The organism is Nocardia gamkensis NBRC 108242 (assembly GCF_001612985.1).
GTDB lineage: Bacteria > Actinomycetota > Actinomycetes > Mycobacteriales > Mycobacteriaceae > Nocardia > Nocardia gamkensis.
Window position 1 is genome coordinate 30410 of sequence record NZ_BDBM01000061.1, and the last position, 15349, is coordinate 45758.

The 15349-nt window shown below is 64.7% G+C and carries 19 protein-coding genes; 9 read left to right on the forward strand and 10 right to left on the reverse strand.

Annotated features, from left to right (window positions below; all coding sequences use genetic code 11):
* Nucleotides 1-35: 35 nt before the first annotated feature.
* Nucleotides 36-968 carry a helix-turn-helix domain-containing protein gene (locus NG1_RS31000; protein ID WP_084499328.1) on the forward strand — a complete coding sequence of 311 codons (933 nt, stop codon included), beginning with the start codon at nt 36-38 and terminating at the stop codon, nt 966-968.
* Nucleotides 965-1342, forward strand: a complete 378-nt coding sequence (locus NG1_RS31005; RefSeq protein WP_062976778.1) for a DUF397 domain-containing protein — start codon at nt 965-967, stop codon at nt 1340-1342. Before NG1_RS31000 ends, NG1_RS31005 begins: the two co-directional genes overlap by 4 nt.
* Nucleotides 1343-1423: 81 nt before the next feature.
* On the opposite strand, the gene NG1_RS31010 is transcribed toward NG1_RS31005, so the two are convergent.
* The 9 genes from NG1_RS31010 to NG1_RS31040 form a co-directional block, all read right to left on the reverse strand.
* Nucleotides 1424-1603, reverse strand: coding sequence for an NUDIX hydrolase (locus NG1_RS31010; RefSeq protein ID WP_157114341.1), 180 nt, complete (start codon nt 1601-1603; stop codon nt 1424-1426).
* Between the two features lie 258 nt (nt 1604-1861).
* Nucleotides 1862-2767, reverse strand: coding sequence for an aKG-HExxH-type peptide beta-hydroxylase (locus NG1_RS31015; RefSeq protein ID WP_062976780.1), 906 nt, complete (start codon nt 2765-2767; stop codon nt 1862-1864).
* 72 nt (nt 2768-2839) lie between these two features.
* The gene (locus NG1_RS38890) at nt 2840-2974 is read right to left on the reverse strand and encodes a hypothetical protein (protein ID WP_267906929.1); all 135 of its coding nucleotides are present in this window, start codon (nt 2972-2974) and stop codon (nt 2840-2842) included.
* Nucleotides 2975-3067: 93 nt separating this feature from the next.
* Nucleotides 3068-3919 carry a protein kinase domain-containing protein gene (locus NG1_RS31020; RefSeq protein ID WP_062976782.1) on the reverse strand — a complete coding sequence of 284 codons (852 nt, stop codon included), beginning with the start codon at nt 3917-3919 and terminating at the stop codon, nt 3068-3070.
* An 11-nt stretch (nt 3920-3930) separates the two neighbouring features.
* The gene (locus tag NG1_RS31025) at nt 3931-4554 is read right to left on the reverse strand and encodes a dTMP kinase (RefSeq protein WP_062976784.1); all 624 of its coding nucleotides are present in this window, start codon (nt 4552-4554) and stop codon (nt 3931-3933) included.
* Nucleotides 4555-4575: 21 nt separating this feature from the next.
* The gene (locus NG1_RS31030) at nt 4576-5325 is read right to left on the reverse strand and encodes a 2OG-Fe(II) oxygenase family protein (RefSeq protein WP_210750985.1); all 750 of its coding nucleotides are present in this window, start codon (nt 5323-5325) and stop codon (nt 4576-4578) included.
* Nucleotides 5322-5930, reverse strand: a complete 609-nt coding sequence (locus NG1_RS37215; protein ID WP_157114342.1) for a hypothetical protein — start codon at nt 5928-5930, stop codon at nt 5322-5324. The genes NG1_RS31030 and NG1_RS37215 overlap by 4 nt, the downstream gene beginning before the upstream one ends.
* A complete protein-coding gene (locus NG1_RS31035) occupies nt 5927-7804 on the reverse strand; it encodes a radical SAM/SPASM domain-containing protein (protein ID WP_062976786.1) in 1878 nt (625 codons plus the stop codon). Before NG1_RS31035 ends, NG1_RS37215 begins: the two co-directional genes overlap by 4 nt.
* A gap of 46 nt (nt 7805-7850) precedes the next feature.
* Entirely contained in the window at nt 7851-8285 is a 435-nt protein-coding gene (locus NG1_RS31040; protein WP_062976789.1) for an NUDIX hydrolase, read from the reverse strand.
* An 877-nt stretch (nt 8286-9162) separates the two neighbouring features.
* Between NG1_RS31040 and NG1_RS31045 the strand changes: the two genes are divergently transcribed.
* Nucleotides 9163-10143, forward strand: coding sequence for a hypothetical protein (locus NG1_RS31045; protein ID WP_157114343.1), 981 nt, complete (start codon nt 9163-9165; stop codon nt 10141-10143).
* A 17-nt stretch (nt 10144-10160) separates the two neighbouring features.
* Complete coding sequence (locus NG1_RS31050; RefSeq protein ID WP_062976792.1) at nt 10161-11042, forward strand: PfkB family carbohydrate kinase; 882 nt, start codon at nt 10161-10163, stop codon at nt 11040-11042.
* Here the strand turns inward: NG1_RS31050 and NG1_RS31055 are convergent.
* Entirely contained in the window at nt 11023-11697 is a 675-nt protein-coding gene (locus NG1_RS31055) for a nucleoside/nucleotide kinase family protein (RefSeq protein WP_062976794.1), read from the reverse strand. The two genes, NG1_RS31050 and NG1_RS31055, sit on opposite strands and share 20 nt — an antisense overlap.
* Nucleotides 11698-12226: 529 nt before the next feature.
* Between NG1_RS31055 and NG1_RS31060 the strand changes: the two genes are divergently transcribed.
* From NG1_RS31060 to NG1_RS31080, 5 genes are all read left to right on the forward strand, one after another.
* Complete coding sequence (locus NG1_RS31060; RefSeq protein WP_062976807.1) at nt 12227-12541, forward strand: WXG100 family type VII secretion target; 315 nt, start codon at nt 12227-12229, stop codon at nt 12539-12541.
* A gap of 2 nt (nt 12542-12543) precedes the next feature.
* A complete protein-coding gene (locus NG1_RS31065) occupies nt 12544-12846 on the forward strand; it encodes a WXG100 family type VII secretion target (protein ID WP_062976796.1) in 303 nt (100 codons plus the stop codon).
* Nucleotides 12843-14354 (forward strand): WXG100-like domain-containing protein, encoded by a 1512-nt coding sequence (locus NG1_RS31070; RefSeq protein ID WP_157114344.1) that lies wholly within the window; start codon nt 12843-12845, stop codon nt 14352-14354. Before NG1_RS31065 ends, NG1_RS31070 begins: the two co-directional genes overlap by 4 nt.
* Nucleotides 14355-14356: 2 nt before the next feature.
* Nucleotides 14357-14590, forward strand: coding sequence for a hypothetical protein (locus NG1_RS31075; RefSeq protein ID WP_062976800.1), 234 nt, complete (start codon nt 14357-14359; stop codon nt 14588-14590).
* Nucleotides 14591-14685: 95 nt separating this feature from the next.
* A complete protein-coding gene (locus tag NG1_RS31080; protein ID WP_062976802.1) occupies nt 14686-15117 on the forward strand; it encodes a YbaB/EbfC family nucleoid-associated protein in 432 nt (143 codons plus the stop codon).
* Nucleotides 15118-15349 lie beyond the last annotated feature (232 nt).

Sequence of the window (15349 nt, forward strand, 5' to 3'; positions counted from 1 at the left end):
TGCTTAGATTTAAGATTAATTGAAAGGATATGTGTATGGATGCGGCAGATTTTGATGAGGTAATTTGTCCCGAAGAGTCCGGCAGCTGTGGAGAGGAATCAGTGCGCGACGAACGGTCCGATCCCTCCGCGTTGCGGTTCCTGGTCGGCCACGACCTACGCGCGGCGCGTGAACTGGCGCAGATCAAGCAGGCCGACGCTGCAAAGCACATCGGATGTACGCCAGCGAAATTGAGCTACATGGAGAGCGGCAAGACCCAGCAGGCGCCCGACGAGGTCGCGGCGCTGCTCCGCTTCTACGGAGTCAGGGTCGAAGACGTCGAACGAACCGTCACCTTGGCGGGGCGAGCCGATCACGGAACATGGTGGGCACCATTCGGCGAGGTGCTGCCCGACTGGTTCAAGACCTTCGTCGGCTTGGAGGGCTTGGCGACACGCCAGTTCGAGTACGCCGACAAGGTGCTGCCAGGGCAGGTGCAGACGGCGGACTACGCGACCGCGCTTCTCGGCGACAGCATGCACATTCCGAAGATGGACCTGGCGCAGTCCGTCCGTGCGCGGATGGCCCGCCAACGGATCGCCGAATCCGACAATCCGTTGCAACTCAGTGCAGTCGTCGAAGAAGCAGCGCTTGACAGGCCGGTCGGCGGTCCTCGCGTTATGCGTGAGCAGTTGGAACACCTGCTCTCGCTAATGGAGCGTGACAACGTCGAGTTCCAAGTCATCCCGACACGCGTCGCGGTGCACGATGGGCTGCCCGGCTCGTTCATCGTCCTCGACTTCGCCGAGGCACGCGGCATCGCCTACGTCGAGTACCACACCGGCGCTCTCTATCTACAGGATCGCCCGCAAGTAGACTTGTACTCACTGGCTGCCGAGCAGATCCGCCAGAAGGCGAGCACAGTCGCGGACACGATCACAGCCATCGAGCGCCGAATCTCGCAGTACAAGGACATGGAGCAGCAATGACCACCCACATCCGCCACGGTTGGCGGAAGAGCACGTTCAGTAACAACGGTGGCGCATCGTGCGTCGAGGTCAACTTCATCGGCGACCGAGTGCTCGTTCGGGACAGCAAGTACCTGCGAAACCCGGCCAACGACCCCGCCGCCCAGCCGGTGCTGTCGATGCCCGTCGGCCTGTGGCCGACCTTCTGCGACCGCTCCGTGAGTTCGGCACCTGGGAGCGACATAACGGGCCTGCCCCGGATCACCCGTCACGATGATGGCCGGGTCTCTGTCAGCAGCCGCGACACAGCTGTCGAGTTGATCTTCACCCCGGATGAATGGACCGCGTTCATCCGAGGAGTTCACGCTGGAGAGTTCAACCTCCTAGCCGCGTAGCTGCAGACCGCCGAAGTCCACGCACGCCACTTCCCGGGTCTGTCCGGATCGCGGCTTAACCCTCGATCTGGACGCCTAGTGCTACCGCAAGCTTGTCTCCAACTCCAATGACCCGAAGAAGGTTTCCAGGATCGTGTTGTCGGCGTACGCAAGCTCGGTCGCCGCGACATCGGCCTCGCTGGACCACCGCAGGCCCTGCCCCTCGGTGAGTGTCACGTCCTCGATCTCGAAATCGACGGACGTTGCGAAGGTATGGTCCATTCCGAAGTCGAGGTCTCGGGTGCCCAGGTAGCGTACGGCCGGCGGGTCGAACTGGATGCCGATTCCTCCTCGATCTCGCGGACGATGGTCTCCCAGGAAGCGGACCCAGCGGATCGATGGGATTGCGGCCCTCGATCCACAGGTAGCTGCCGTAGTCGAAGTCCTTGCGGCGATCCAGCCCGACGTAGCGCTCCAGCCACCCGGCACACGTCGCGGCGGATCTACCGTGTGCTTGCCTCGGAAATCGATTTGGGCCCGTCATAGTTTTCGGGCCATTTCGCGGACGGCGCGGAGCCGTTCGCGCAGATCTGGGTCGGTGACGGCGGTCAGGGCCTGGTTGTGGTCGTGGGTGGTGGTGGCGAGCTTGTCGCGGTGCTGGGCAAGGTAGGCGGTTAGCACGGTCCGTACCTGTTCGATGGCGTGGGCAGATGCTCGAGCGGCGAAGATCATGGTGAGTGGAAATGCCCAGCAGGAGTGCAGGTATCCGAACGTCGGCCGTTGCGTGTTCTTCCACGGTGAGTGGTAGCTGTGCTCGTCGTCGATAGTGATTCCAGTGGCGGTGAGCGCGTCGTTGAGCCAGTTGTGGCCTGCTTCATGGATAAGGTCGCGGGCCAGGATGGTCGGCTCTCCCACGTGGTCGAGGAACACGGTGCCGGGCAGGCGGGTGATGGTCCAACTGTTGAGAGCGTCCTCGAGGGATCTCTCGATTAGCAGGCACACGATCGGGGCATGCTGGGCGACAAGATCGCCGAACCCGAATTCAGTGGCGACGTCGAATGCTGAGGTGGCCAGGGCCAGCGCGCTGGGGGGCGCCGATTCGGTGTCGGGTCCGAGCAAGTGGTAAGGGGTCTCGGCGATCGGCGATCGACGCAGGGTTGCCGGTTCCGGAGATTGAGTGATTCGCGGGCCCAGGTTAGTTGGCACGGACCAGTGCGGCGGCGGAGCGGTGATATAAGTGCGGTACCAGGCGAGGGTGTCGCGGTCTCCGCCGCGGGCGGCCAGTTCCGCGCCTTCGAGGAAGTGATGCGCCAGCGCGTACTCCAGCGCGGTGCCATCACTGGTCTGCTCGGGGGCACCACTGAGGACGCTGCGAATCGAGCGGGTGCGGGTGCGATGCAGGTCGGCTATCCGGTCGAACCGGAATACCATGGCCAGTTCGTCCACGGGAATCGACTTTCTACGAGGCTTTCGACTGGTGGGCTGCGGCGTCGTCGGCGCAGCCCACACTGTCGCGACTTACTGTTCGACGCTCGGCCAGCCCGTGGCGATGATGCTCGACGTGTGCGCGGTGGTGCGGATCGCGCCCTCGTCGTCGCGCAACTGCTCGACCGCGGCAAGGAAGCGGGTGATCTCGTCGGATGTGTCGATCATGGTGATGAAATCCTTTCTGCTGATCTGACTCGGTGTTCACTGCTTGTGTAGTGGTTGTTGGATTGCGCCGGGCTGGCTCCTTTCTGTCGGTGTTCACGTTGAGGTGGTCGCGGCGGCACGCAGCGCCGCCCGCAGTTGCGGCATGGTCGGGCGATCATTGGGATCGCGGGCCAGCGCTGCGGTGACGTGCTCGCACAGTGCCGTGGGGAGGTCGGGACGGTGTCGTGGACCGCAGAGCCGGGGCAGGTCGCCGAAAAGGACCCGGTAGGCGAGCACGGCGAGGCTGAATACGTCAGCGGCCGGGGTGGCTGTGGCGTAGCCGAGAGAGTATTCGGGCGGCCAGTGGACTTCGGGTCCGCGACTGCGCGGCCCGCGCGGAGTGTCGAGGCGGCGCGCGGCTCCGAGGTCGGTGATCATGCCGCGTCCGGCGTCGATGAGCACATTCTCCTGGTAGACATCGCGATGCACGATGCCGCGTCGGTGTAGTTCGTCGAGGCCATCGGCGGCGTCGGCGAGGATCGTCATGTACCGCTGGATCGGGGCGCGATCGTCGCTCATGAGGGTGCGCAGGTTGCCGTCGGTGTAGTGCGGCATGGCGTACCAGTCGAATTCGGGGCATTGGCCTTCAGCGATCGCCGGCACGATGTGGGCGGCGCCGAGGCAGTCGAGGGCGAGGTCGCGTTCGTGGCGGAAGTCCTCGCGGGCCAGGCCGCGTTCGGTCGGGGTCATCTGTTGATACCAGTAGAATCCGTATGCTGCGGCGCGGTCGGACTCGTCCATGGCGGCCAGCACGTGATTGCTGCCGAATCCGGCCTTGACGACGACGGGTTCGTCGCCGCCTCGGGTAGCCAGCACAAGGGTGCTCGAGCGTGTAAACGCCAGCAGATCCACAGTCCGCCAACCGTGTTGGGCGAGGTGGTCGAGCACCCAGACGGCTGGGTGCATCGCATTCAGTCTCATCGGATCGTCGTGCCTTCCAACTCATACAGCAGGGCTCGCGCCAGTCGTTCCGTGTCCTCGTGGGTGTTGAGCTGGTATCGACGCACCGGCATCCCTGTGGTCCGCTGCCAGGCGTCGGCGCAGTGCTCGTAGAGGCTCTGCAATCGGGTGGCCGTTGCGAGGTCGTCGCCGACGCGGTTGGCGGCTGGCCGGGTGGCCAGGCGGCGAGCGCAGACGTCGACGGGGGTGGTCAACAGCACGGTCAGGTCCGGGCGACAAGGCCAGACTCCGGCAAGTGCTTCGATGTGGCGTTCGACCGGTCCGGCGTACGCCAGTGCGAGCAGGCACGCTGAAGACAGCACCAGTCGGTCAGCGAGAACATGGGCGCCGACTGATGCGGGGGCGAGGTTGTGCCGCGAGTGCAGGGTCAAATCGGTCAGCACGGCCGCGGTGGCGTCGCGCTCGGCGACGGGTGCTCGCCCGGCGCGAAGATCGACCAAGGCGCGGGTGGCCGCCAGCGACAGCCAGGAGAACTGGCCGATGTGGCGGACAGCGACGCCGTGTTCCTCGGCCAGTGCCAGGACTCGGTCGCGCAGGGTGGTCTTGCCGGACCCAGCGATGCCTTCCAGGGCGATCAACATGTCGGTGCTACCTCCTGCCGGTCACTGCTGGTCGGCGAACAGCCAGGAAATGAACTTGCGGGAGCGTCCCGTACGCACTGGGGTGGTGCCGTGGACCAGTTGTGACCCGTACAGCAGGGCGGTTCCCGGCGCGGGAGCGGTGCACCAGCGGGTGCGTGGCATGGTGGCAAACCAGGGCGAGGAGTTGTCTGCGCCATCGTGGGCGAACGCCATGGCGGGCTCGTAGCCGGGAACCGGGCCGGGGATGGCCGGGTTCCACAGGCTAGCGGACGAGGTGGTCTCGACGAAGAATTCTCCACCCTCGCAGCGTGTTCCGATGATGACGCTGATCCCAGCAATCTGGCGTGGCCATGCTCGCGGGTCGGGGGCGATGCCGTCCAGGTGTGGGGTGATGTGTTGGCCGGGGCCGTATTCGACGTAAGTCCAAGGACGACAGGAGGTGACCGACGGCAGTATCCGTTCCAGCCTGCCCCTGGCACGGGTGAACGCTGCTTGGAGGAGGGTTTCGGCGGCGTCGGGGATGTCGGTGATCTCGACGCGCCCGGCAGGTTCGTAGGTCGCCATGGCGACCGCGGTGTCGTGGCCGGGGATCTCATGGATGGAGCTGAGGCGTCGCTGGTCATAGATGTCGCGGGCGTCGCCGTTGTGAGCCTCGCGGAGGAATCGGTCCATGAGTTCCTCGAGGGCGGTGGTCTCGGAGATGGTGAGGAAGTCCTGCACGCTGCCCACGGTGAGCGTTTCGTTCAGGCTGATCGGGCGCCGCTCATTCACAGTGGGCTCCTTTGTCGAAGGCGGTGTGCAATGTCGCCGAGTCCGGCACAGTGGTTGAGCCAACTGATGACCGGCGTCGCGCGGCTGGTTTCCGACCACAACGCAGCCAGCTCGCCGGTCAGTGGGAACTGGCCTGCGGGCGGCTGCGATGCCGTGTGGGCGTTCGCCGACCGGGCACACGGTGTCTGGTAAAGCCGGGAGAAAACCGGCGTGATGCGGTCGGCAACCGTGTCCGACCATGCCCTCCGGGTGTCGTCGTGGATGAGCGGATCGTCGCAGTAGGCGTGGTGTTCGGTGACGATCCAGCAGTCGGCGACGGCCGCCGCGCACGCATGGATTCGACAGGCTGGGCAACACCTGTCCGAATCGTTCTCGCGGCAGGCGCCGCCGCCCAGACTGTCGTTGATCTGCGTCAGCGCCGCCCATGGCGTGGCCCGTAGGTCGATCCGTGTTGGTGGCTGAGGCTCACGGCGATCGTGGTGACAGCAGGTCGTGCTCGGCGGTGGCGTCCATGAAGTCGGCAGCGCCGGATCAATGAATAGGACGTGGAAGTAGACCAGTCTGCCCAACAGCTGGTTGACAGTCAGAATGTCGGTTGTGTTCACCGCGCCCGCCCGTCGTTGTCTGGGACCTGGCAACTGCAGGCTGTTCGCTCGTCACTGCGCTCGGAGGAGAGTTTCCGGGCGAGTATCTCTGTAGCGGTTTCCAAGTTCGCGAAATAGCTGGTCCAGTCGGAGTCCTCGCTGCGTTCCAATCGCAGGTCGAGCACAGGAAACCGGACGCCTGTGGTTGTACAGGTCAACTCGGCGCGGCCAACGACAACGCGTACGGGCAGCGGCAGGTGGCTTTCGGCGGCGGTGACTACCCGGCAGAAGGCGGCGGCCACTGCCGCGTACTCGCGACGGTCGCGGGGCAGCACTCCGACACGGCGTTCAGCGGGAGCCAACTCCAACCCGTCGTAGCGATGGCCTTCGCAGCTGTCGTAGGTCACCAGTCCCCATTCGCGTGTGATCGCATCAACCAGCGGCCACACACCCGGTTCGATCGCCTCGCGCCAGGCTGGGTGCATCGGGTCGAGGTCGTCGGCCTCGTGGACGCCGGGCTCACCGGCGGTATTGAGGTTGCCGTGGGCGCTGGTGTTCAGCCGAACCGGCAAGCGTGGGCGACTGGGGTCGCGCCAGCCCCGAAGGAAAACCGCGACCTCGGCCATCGAGTTCGGCTGATGCGGACGCGCTTTCACCTGGCGGCACCAGATCGCCGACCGCACGTCCGGTTGGGTGATGATCGCCGCGACGCCGTCGACAAGCCGCATCCGATAGCGGCAGTAGTCGTCGTCGGAGCCAACGGACCGGGCCGCGCGCAGCCGGGTGGCGACGCATCCGCCGCCGCAGGTGTGGCGGTAGCGGCAGTCGGCGCACTTGCCCGCCAGGGCGCGGCCCTCTACCAGCAGCGGCAGCCGCCGCTGTGCCATTTGGACTGCCCGATGGCCGGGAAGATCGCGCAGATTGCCAAGCTGCGCTTCGGGCCACGGTAGTTCATCACAGCTTCCGAAGCGGCCGTCCGGGTAGACGGTGAACACGTGATGGCACTTGAGGTTCGAGAAGTGGCAGAACCCGGTGTCGAGACCCTGGATGGTGCGGATCGTGGAGACGACCGGCTCCAGCTTGATCCGGGAGAACAATCCGCTGGTGGCCCAGTGGGCGGCGGCGTCCAACACGAACTGTGCGTACTCCTCGCCGGTGATGGCCCACGCCGGTCCGGCCGGACCGATCACGGCGCGCTGGGCGGTCCGCGATGCCGGAACGCGTGCCGTTTCCGTCGCGGTCGCCGCGAGGACGGTGGAGTCGAAGCACGGCACCAGACTGACCGCGTTCACGGCGTCAAATCCGGCCAAGTGGTCGAGTACGGCGGCGGCGCGACCAAGAACGCGCGGAGTGACGACTGTGATGACGCCGACCTTGCGTCCACGAGCACCCATCAGACGCAGCGCCGCCGCGACTCGGGCGTAGGTTTCCCGGCCGTCGTAGCCGATCCGCCACGAGTTGCCTTCGGGATCGCCGTCGAGAGAGATCCCGATCCGCAGATCCGGATAGACCTCGTCGAACAGGTCCAGCCATTCCTCGTCGAGACGTATCCCGTTGGTTTGTATCGTCACCCGCGTCACCGACGGCGCTGCCGCGAGGCGGGCGAGCACATCGCGCACGTAGGGTTTTCCGGCAGTGAGCGGTTCGCCGCCGTGTAGCTCGACAACGATCGGGCGACCACCGAACAGGGTGGGCAGCCGACCGATATCTTCGACATCGATGCGCGCCCCACCAGGGGATTCTTTGCGTTTCTCGTAGCAGAACAGGCAGTCGATATCGCATGTCTCGCCACGAAGTTTGAGGATCACCGACACCGCGGTCGCGGCGTCGGTGTCGTCCAACGTCAGATACGGGTAGCCGGATCGGTCACCGGCGACGGGGGCCTGGCCGCTCATAAGGCACTCTCCCCCGCCACGAGGCCATGGGGCCGACCATCGCGACTCAGTCGTATAACCGACCCAGAAGCGCGCCCTGCCCGGATTGCAGGATGTGTGCCGCATCCAGCGGTACCCAGAAGCACTCGAACCGCGTAGGTTCGCCTTGCCCGTCGTGGTCTTCCTGGCTGGCCCACCGCTCGGGAGCCGGTTCGGACAACTCCAGGTGGAACACGTGCCTCACCTGGATCTCCCAGCGATACGGACTGATGTCGTATTCGAATTCGCCCAGCTTTCGGACGATCTTGAACTCGGTCAGGCCGGTCTCCTCCCGAGCCTCGCGAAGCGCTGCGTCCTGCGGGCTCTCGCCCGGCCGGATACTGCCTGCCGGGACCTGAATCCCCACTTCTTCGTGGGTGTAATCGGTGTGCCGGAACACCAGCAGCTTCCCGTCGCGCACGACGTAGACCAGCACTTTGTCCTTGCGGACCTTGTCGGGCATATGACCAGTCCCTTTCCTCGTTTCGGGCACGGATCGCGGACACGGCAGCCTGGTGCGCCGAACCCACGAGTGAAGGCCGGTGATGAATTCCCCTGCTCCCGGCGTCGTGGGAGTCTATCCGCACGATGACGGCCCGCATCACCGTCGCTCTGCCCTGTTGCGTCGCGAGATAAATTGAACAGCAGTACGTTTCGCTGGCCGGACGGCCAACGGTCTGGCCTGTGGAGCCGCCCGGGGGATCGGTGTGTCGGCGCCAGGTTCGGGTGTGCCCCGTGCAGAAGCCCAGTCGGGTGCCGAACCAGCGCACCGACAGAGCGGTGTCTATGACCTCGCCGCGGTGCTCATCGCCCCAGCAGACGAGGCTGCCGGCGCCTGAGGACCGCCCGTCGGCGACAGCGCGGCGCAGCCCGTTGAGGACACCCCCGAGGCCGAGTCGATTGGCTGGCTCGCTGCTCGTGAACAGGAGCGGCGCGACCGCGCCGTAGCTTCTCTCGGAGAACTGGCGCGACCAGAACTCCTGTGAGGGCGGCCAGGCGATTACGGGATCCGCGGCGGTCGTCATGGTGTCGCGCCAGTTGCTGGTGACGATATGCAGGTGTTCAAGGGGCCTCTCCTTTCGTGCGCAACCCGGGGCATCCGCGACGGAAGGGGGACTGCGGTGCGGGCTGCGACCGACGAACGTCTTGATGCCCCGCCGCGCCCGGGGCACGTTCCATGCGACGTACGAGAAGTGTTCGCGCTCAAGGGGTCTAGTCGCGTCGCCAGGATGGTCCGATCTTGTCCACTCCGGTCTTATCTCGTTCACTGGACTCGGGATTGTCGATAGGATCGTTCGCTAGGCCCGGCACCTGGGGAAAAGGGGAAGTGGTTGGGGACCGTGCTCAAGATGCTGTTGGTCGAGCGGCACCTGGCCAGCCATCCGGATTTCTGCGCCGCGTACAAAAGGTGTGCTGCGGAACTCGGTGCGCCTGTTGCACGGGGGGACGCCCCGTCGAAGGCTCAGTTCTACAACTGGATGTCAGGGGAGATGAAGGGCCTCCCGCACAACCACCACCGCCGGGTCCTGGCGCATATGTTTCCTGGTTGGTCGATTCCCGCGCTGTTCACGATGGCGAGTGCACTGGACTCCGTATCAGATGCCGCGGCGGATGACGCTGTCGATCAGGACCTCGAGACCTTCCTGGGCAGCGAAATGGTCAATCGTGGTGCCACATTGGTGGTGCCCACCTTCGAGTTGGCCACACGCTCGGTGGAAGCGCTGGAAGCGGCCGGGATACCGCGCCAGCATATTTTCTCCAAGCGGGCGAGCGTGTTCAACGCGCAGCACCGCATCGATGTCCCGACGGCGTTGGCCGAGAACGACGTCCGCGGGATGCTGTATGTGATGTCGATGATTCAGCAGCACGGCGGGATCGCAGTCGACATCCAGAGTGATCGCGAGGTCGTGCTGGCCTGCGACCGGCCCTACATCAGCTTCGGCCTGTCCAGCAACGACTGCACCCACATGTACCTCGAAAGCGCCGATGATCCCTTGTTCACGATCCAGGACAACCCGACCACTGGCGGGCCATATCTGGAACACCTCGAACTCGCCGACGGCGAGTGCTACAGCTCCAACGACAGCCGCAACATCGGCATCATCGCCCGGGTGCGGCCGACCCCGGATCTACACCCGGACCGATTCTGGTTCTTCTGCGCTGGCCTAGGACCCCGAGGCACGACTGGCGCCAGCTGGTATCTGGCCAAACATTGGCTCACGTTGCAGGAACGCGCTACCGATCGGGAGTTCGTGGCCGTCATCGGGGTGCGTACATACTCCGACCAGACCGCCAATCTGGAACACCTGCTCATCCACTGACCCAGAGGAGACACTCGGTGACCGCAGCACTGTTCGTGGGTCTGGCTACCCTCGACATCGCCTACGCCGTCCACCACTATCCCGGGGAGGACACCAAAACCCAGGCACTAGAACAGTTCCTGGGTGCCGGGGGGCCCGCCGCCAACGCCGCTGTCGCCTGCGCGATCGTGTCCGGGCAGCACCCGACGCTGATCACCGCCCTCGGCCGTCATCAACTCGCCGACATCGTGCGCCACGATCTGACCGGCCATCACGTGGCGGTCGTCGATGCGACACCCGAGAACGTCGACAAGCCGCCGGTCTCATCCATCGTGGTCGCGCTCAAGGCGCAGTCCCGCACGATCGTGGGGCTCGACGCCGCCGGGATACATGCCCCATTCACCGCCGATCTCGCCCGGTGGGTCGACCACGCATCCGTAGTACTCGTCGACGGCCACCATCCCGACCTCGCGGTAGGAATAGCAGCTCGCGCCCGAGAGATCGGGGCGCCGGTCGTCCTCGACGCGGGTCGCTGGAAGCCGGTCCACGACCGGCTCTTGCCGCTGGTCGATGTCGCGATTTGCTCGTCGGCCTTCGCGCCACCCGGCTTCGACGGCGACGCTGCTGCGCTTCTGGACTACTTGCGGTCAGCAGGTCCGAAACATGCGGCGGTCACACGCGGGCCTGACCCGATCCTGTACGCCGAGAATGGCAGTCAAGGCGCCATCGACGTCACGCCGGTGACCCGCGCCGACACCCTCGGCGCCGGCGACATCCTGCACGGTGCGTTCTGCGCCTACTACGGCCGCAGCCGCGACTTCATCGGCGCGCTAACGCGAGCGTCCGCGGTGGCCACGCTGTCATGCCGATCGTTCGGCACCCGCAACTGGGCCTGCGATCTCAGCGAACTTCGCAAATGAGGTAGTTGCCGTAGGTCTCGCGTAAAACTGCATCGGCGCGGTCGCGGGTGTGCGAGATCAAGCGGGCGTTGGGCATATCGCTGTCGGTGATCTTGGTGTGCGCTTGCTCGGGGGTCTTGCCACCGAGCACGTGCCGATCGGTCAACCGCTGCTCGATCACCACGTCTGCGGCATCGAGATACCACACCTCATCGAGCTGGCTGCGGACCTCTACCCAACCTGGCTGGTCGAGCAGCAGGTAATTGCCCTCGACCACCGCAATCTGCTGATCGGTAAAGGTGATCACGTCCGGCACGGGATCGTGCAGTTCACGGTCATAGATCGGCCAGGGCACACGTTCACCGAGCGGCGCATCGCGCAGCAGTTTCAGCCGGGCCACGAACCCGGCCACATCGAAGGTGTCAGGCTGGCCCTTGCGGTGACGCGCGCCTGCAGCGTCCAGCTCGGCCGAGGTCCGGTGGAACCCGTCCATCGGGGCGATCCCCGCACCGACCCTGTATGCGGTGGTGATCGCGACGGCCAGATTCTGGGCAAGCGTCGACTTGCCCGCTGCCGGTGGACCGGCAATGCCGAGAATGTACCGACAATCGCCGGACACTCGCGTCGACACCCACCGCGCGAGCTCGGCCACCGGGACTTCGCTACCTGCACGCATACCGGAATCCTTTGCACGTGAATCCAAACGGTGACCTCACCGTAGCAACGACATCGCCTGGTCGGTAATCATCGAACGCGAAGACCTTTCGATCAGCGAGGTGCCATGCTGTACGCATCTGACCGGTAGCCTCACCGCAGTGAATGGCACGCACCTGGAGTTCTCCGAATTGTCGCGTGGGCGTCGCCGCCCCTGCGAATCTCTTGGTGGGCGACAGCCGCGATGGTGGTTAGTTCGCTGATCGCGAGCACGGTGAGAGCGGCGTGGTCGAGTAATTGCCGGAATTGTCCAGTGCGGCCATGACCTCAAGCGACGGACCTGATGCTGGGTCCAGGGCGCACATGCTGTCAACGGACATTGGGACTTCAAAGTGGACGGACTCGGGTGGTCCGGCTGGGCGGCCAGCAGTTCTCCGGGCCGATGGACATCGCTTCTCCGGATGAGTTGTCAGGCCAATGGCATCACCCCCTTGCCGGAGTGCTCACTATAGTTGGATGCGATCGGCGAGCAGGGCCAGAGGGGAGTCGCGGTGGCTGGTGAACTTCAGGTTCGGGTCGACCAGCTTCGCGAGGAGTCGCGGTTCATCGCCGACAAAGCGCAGACGATCCGAGAGCGGCTCGCCCAACTAGATGAAACGATCGGCAGAGAGCTGTTGGCCGACGGTTGGCAGGGCCGGGCGGCTTCGGCATATGACGAGTCCTGGGTGGAGTGGAAGCGCGGAGCGGATCAGATCGTTGCGGCGTTGGAGACCTCGGCAATGAACCTCGCCGACGCGGCCAACCGCTACGAGCTTCGCGATGGCGCCAATGCCGACGGTCTCACCGGGCTTGGAAATCAGGTGTAGCCGTGGCTGACGACGACTACAACTACCGTGTGAATCTGGCGCAGCTCGATGACGCGATCGCGACCATGGCGAAGTTCGGCGCCGAGGTCGAAGGTTGGCTGCGTGAGGTGGATCAGCACGTCGCCGATCTGCATTTGTCGTGGTCGAGCCAAGCCGCGGAGGCGCAGCGTGTCGCACACGACCGGTGGATGGTCGGTGTCGGTGAGATGCGGGACAACCTCGATGAGCTACGTGAGGTGGCACGTCGGGCACACATAAATTACCTGGGAGCTGCCGAGACCAACTACCGGATGTGGCCGCAGTGACGGCTCCGACCGTACCGGTCATCGTCCACCGCGCTGGTGAATACTCCTCCGCGGGTGAGGTGTTCGGCCAGATGTCGGCTGACACAGTGACAACCCACGCGGCGCTGATCACCGTGTTGAGCACGTATGCGGGGATGGCTGGTAGCGACAGTGTCGGTGGTCAATGGGCCAGTGCCTACGATGAGGCCGCCCAGCTGGCGATCTCATCGTCATCGAAACTGGCGACCGCGTGTGGTCAAACCAGAGACTTGATCGCTGTCGGAGCACATAACCATCAGCTCGCGGAGACCGGTTCCGATCCGCGTAACCCTTCCTCGCCTGCACCCCCGCAGCTGTCGATCGCGCCCTGTCTGGCCGAAGACGCGCCGTCGGCGGCTGGCGACGGGATCCCCGAGCCATTCGGGTGGTCAATCCTCAAGAACCTTGTCGGTTTCGGCTGGCCCAACGGTCACCAAGACCAACTCGACGCCGCCAAAACCGCATGGCACACCGCATCGGCCGACTACCGCACCGTGGCTGCTCAGGTGCCCCGAGCAGTCGAACTGCTGACAAACCAGCAGTCGCCGGAGATCGGGATCGCGGTCGGCACCTGCCAGGAACGTCAGAATGATCTCAACGCATTGGCTGATGCGTGCCAAACGCTCGGGGACTCCTGCGGCGAGTACGCCCACCACCTCGACGAGGCCCACCACAAGATCCTCGAGGAGGTCAAAGACTTCCTGATCGAAACCGCGGCCGCTGAGACCGTCTTCGCCGTGTTGGCGCCGTTCACCGTTACAGTTTCGGAATGGGTGGGCAACACCGCGCTTGCTGGTCGTATCGCGGTGCGAGCTCGTCGCATCGCCACCATCATCGGCGAACTCGGCACCAGGGTTACCGAGCTAGTGACGCGCGCCATCAGGCCGCTCACTGCGGCACTGAAACCGCTACTGGACAAGGTCGGCAAATGGGTCGACGTCGCCAAGGCGAAGCTGTGGACACGCGAAGCCCGTGGGGCAACCCCTGGAAGGGGAACCGCCGATGAATGGCTCAGCGGCGGGCGGCGCCGACCGGCGAACATGCTCGATGACCCCGCACAAACGAAGTGGGCCCAAGATGCCTACGACAACTTCACCCAAGACCCGCGCGACATCTCCGCGATCAGCCGCAACACCGACGATCTCGCTCGCGCCAACGGCGCAACGGGATTCTCCGAGGCCGAGATCGCTGCGATCAAGAAGCATCTGTTCGACACCGAACACCCGATTCTAGACTACGAGACCGGCCAAGTCGTGGTCCGGAAGTTCGATCCCGATCCTGAAATCGCCGACGCGTGGATCCGGCTGCGCTCCGGGAACGCCTTGCCTGAGGACCACGTCTTGCTCGAGCACGAGCTCGCCGAGTTGAATTACCTACGAGCGAACCCGGGAGCCACGTATCAGGATGCTCACCGGGTGGCGAACGAGTCGTTCAATTGGCAGACCCAGGTTCCGTTGAACAAGCGCGAAGACTTCGAAAGTGGATGGTGAGCATGGCAGCAATCGTGTACTTCGCCAAAGAGTCCGAGAGCCCGGAAATCGTCGTCTACGAGTTCGGTGACGACCCGGGGACCTTGACAAGGAAACTGGCCATGGACAAGGCTTCTCGGACAGCCCAGCCGGTCGACGGCGACGTCGACTACACCTTCCTCAAGGCGTCCAGGAAGATCAACTCTGTGTACAGCGAGTCCAACGCATGGCCGGAACGCGGTATGAGTGTGAGCTGACCTGACCCGCGTGTGAGGATGCCGCCCCAGGCGGCGAGCTTTTACACGCCGTGGCGACAGTCGCAGCACACCCTCACTTGGGAGGTGGACTGCTCATGACCAACATGGAGCAATGGGAGCAGCAGCTTCAACAACAGCTCACCGAGATCCGCCGCCACGGCGAGCGATTGACCGAGAAAGCAGCCGAACTCCGCGGGCACGGCGAAGTCCGCGGACTCCTCATCGAAGTCGATGCCAGCGGTGAGATCACCAGCTTGCAAATCGCGCCGGCCGCGATGAAATGGACCAGCAGCCAGCTCGCGAGCGCTGTGCGTGATTGCCACAGCAAAGCCCGCGCCGACATCAAGTCCAAGATCGAACGACTTCTGCAAAAAGCCGACCCGCGTCTTCTCGACCAGGCGAAGCTACTCCTGGCTCCGGAGACGAGGACTAGCGAACAGCGCCGACCGCTGGACGAAGCGGCTGCGCAGGAAGCCGACGACGCCTTCTTCGAACGCCGCAACCTCTACGGAGGCTGGACCAGCTGAAAGCCAGACGCTGCGCTATCGACATGCCCCCGACCGATACCCGTCGGCGGCCGCGGCCGGGACGCAAGCCGTTGGAAGGTCAGCCCAGCCGGACGACAGGTGCTTGCCGAGCGACCCTGACCGCAGCCTCGAAGATCATGGCTGCAGACCACGAACTCCGGCCCCTATTCAACAAGTTGGCACCTTGTCGGCGCTCATGTTATTCCCGGGGGCCCGGCTCACGTAATGGGGC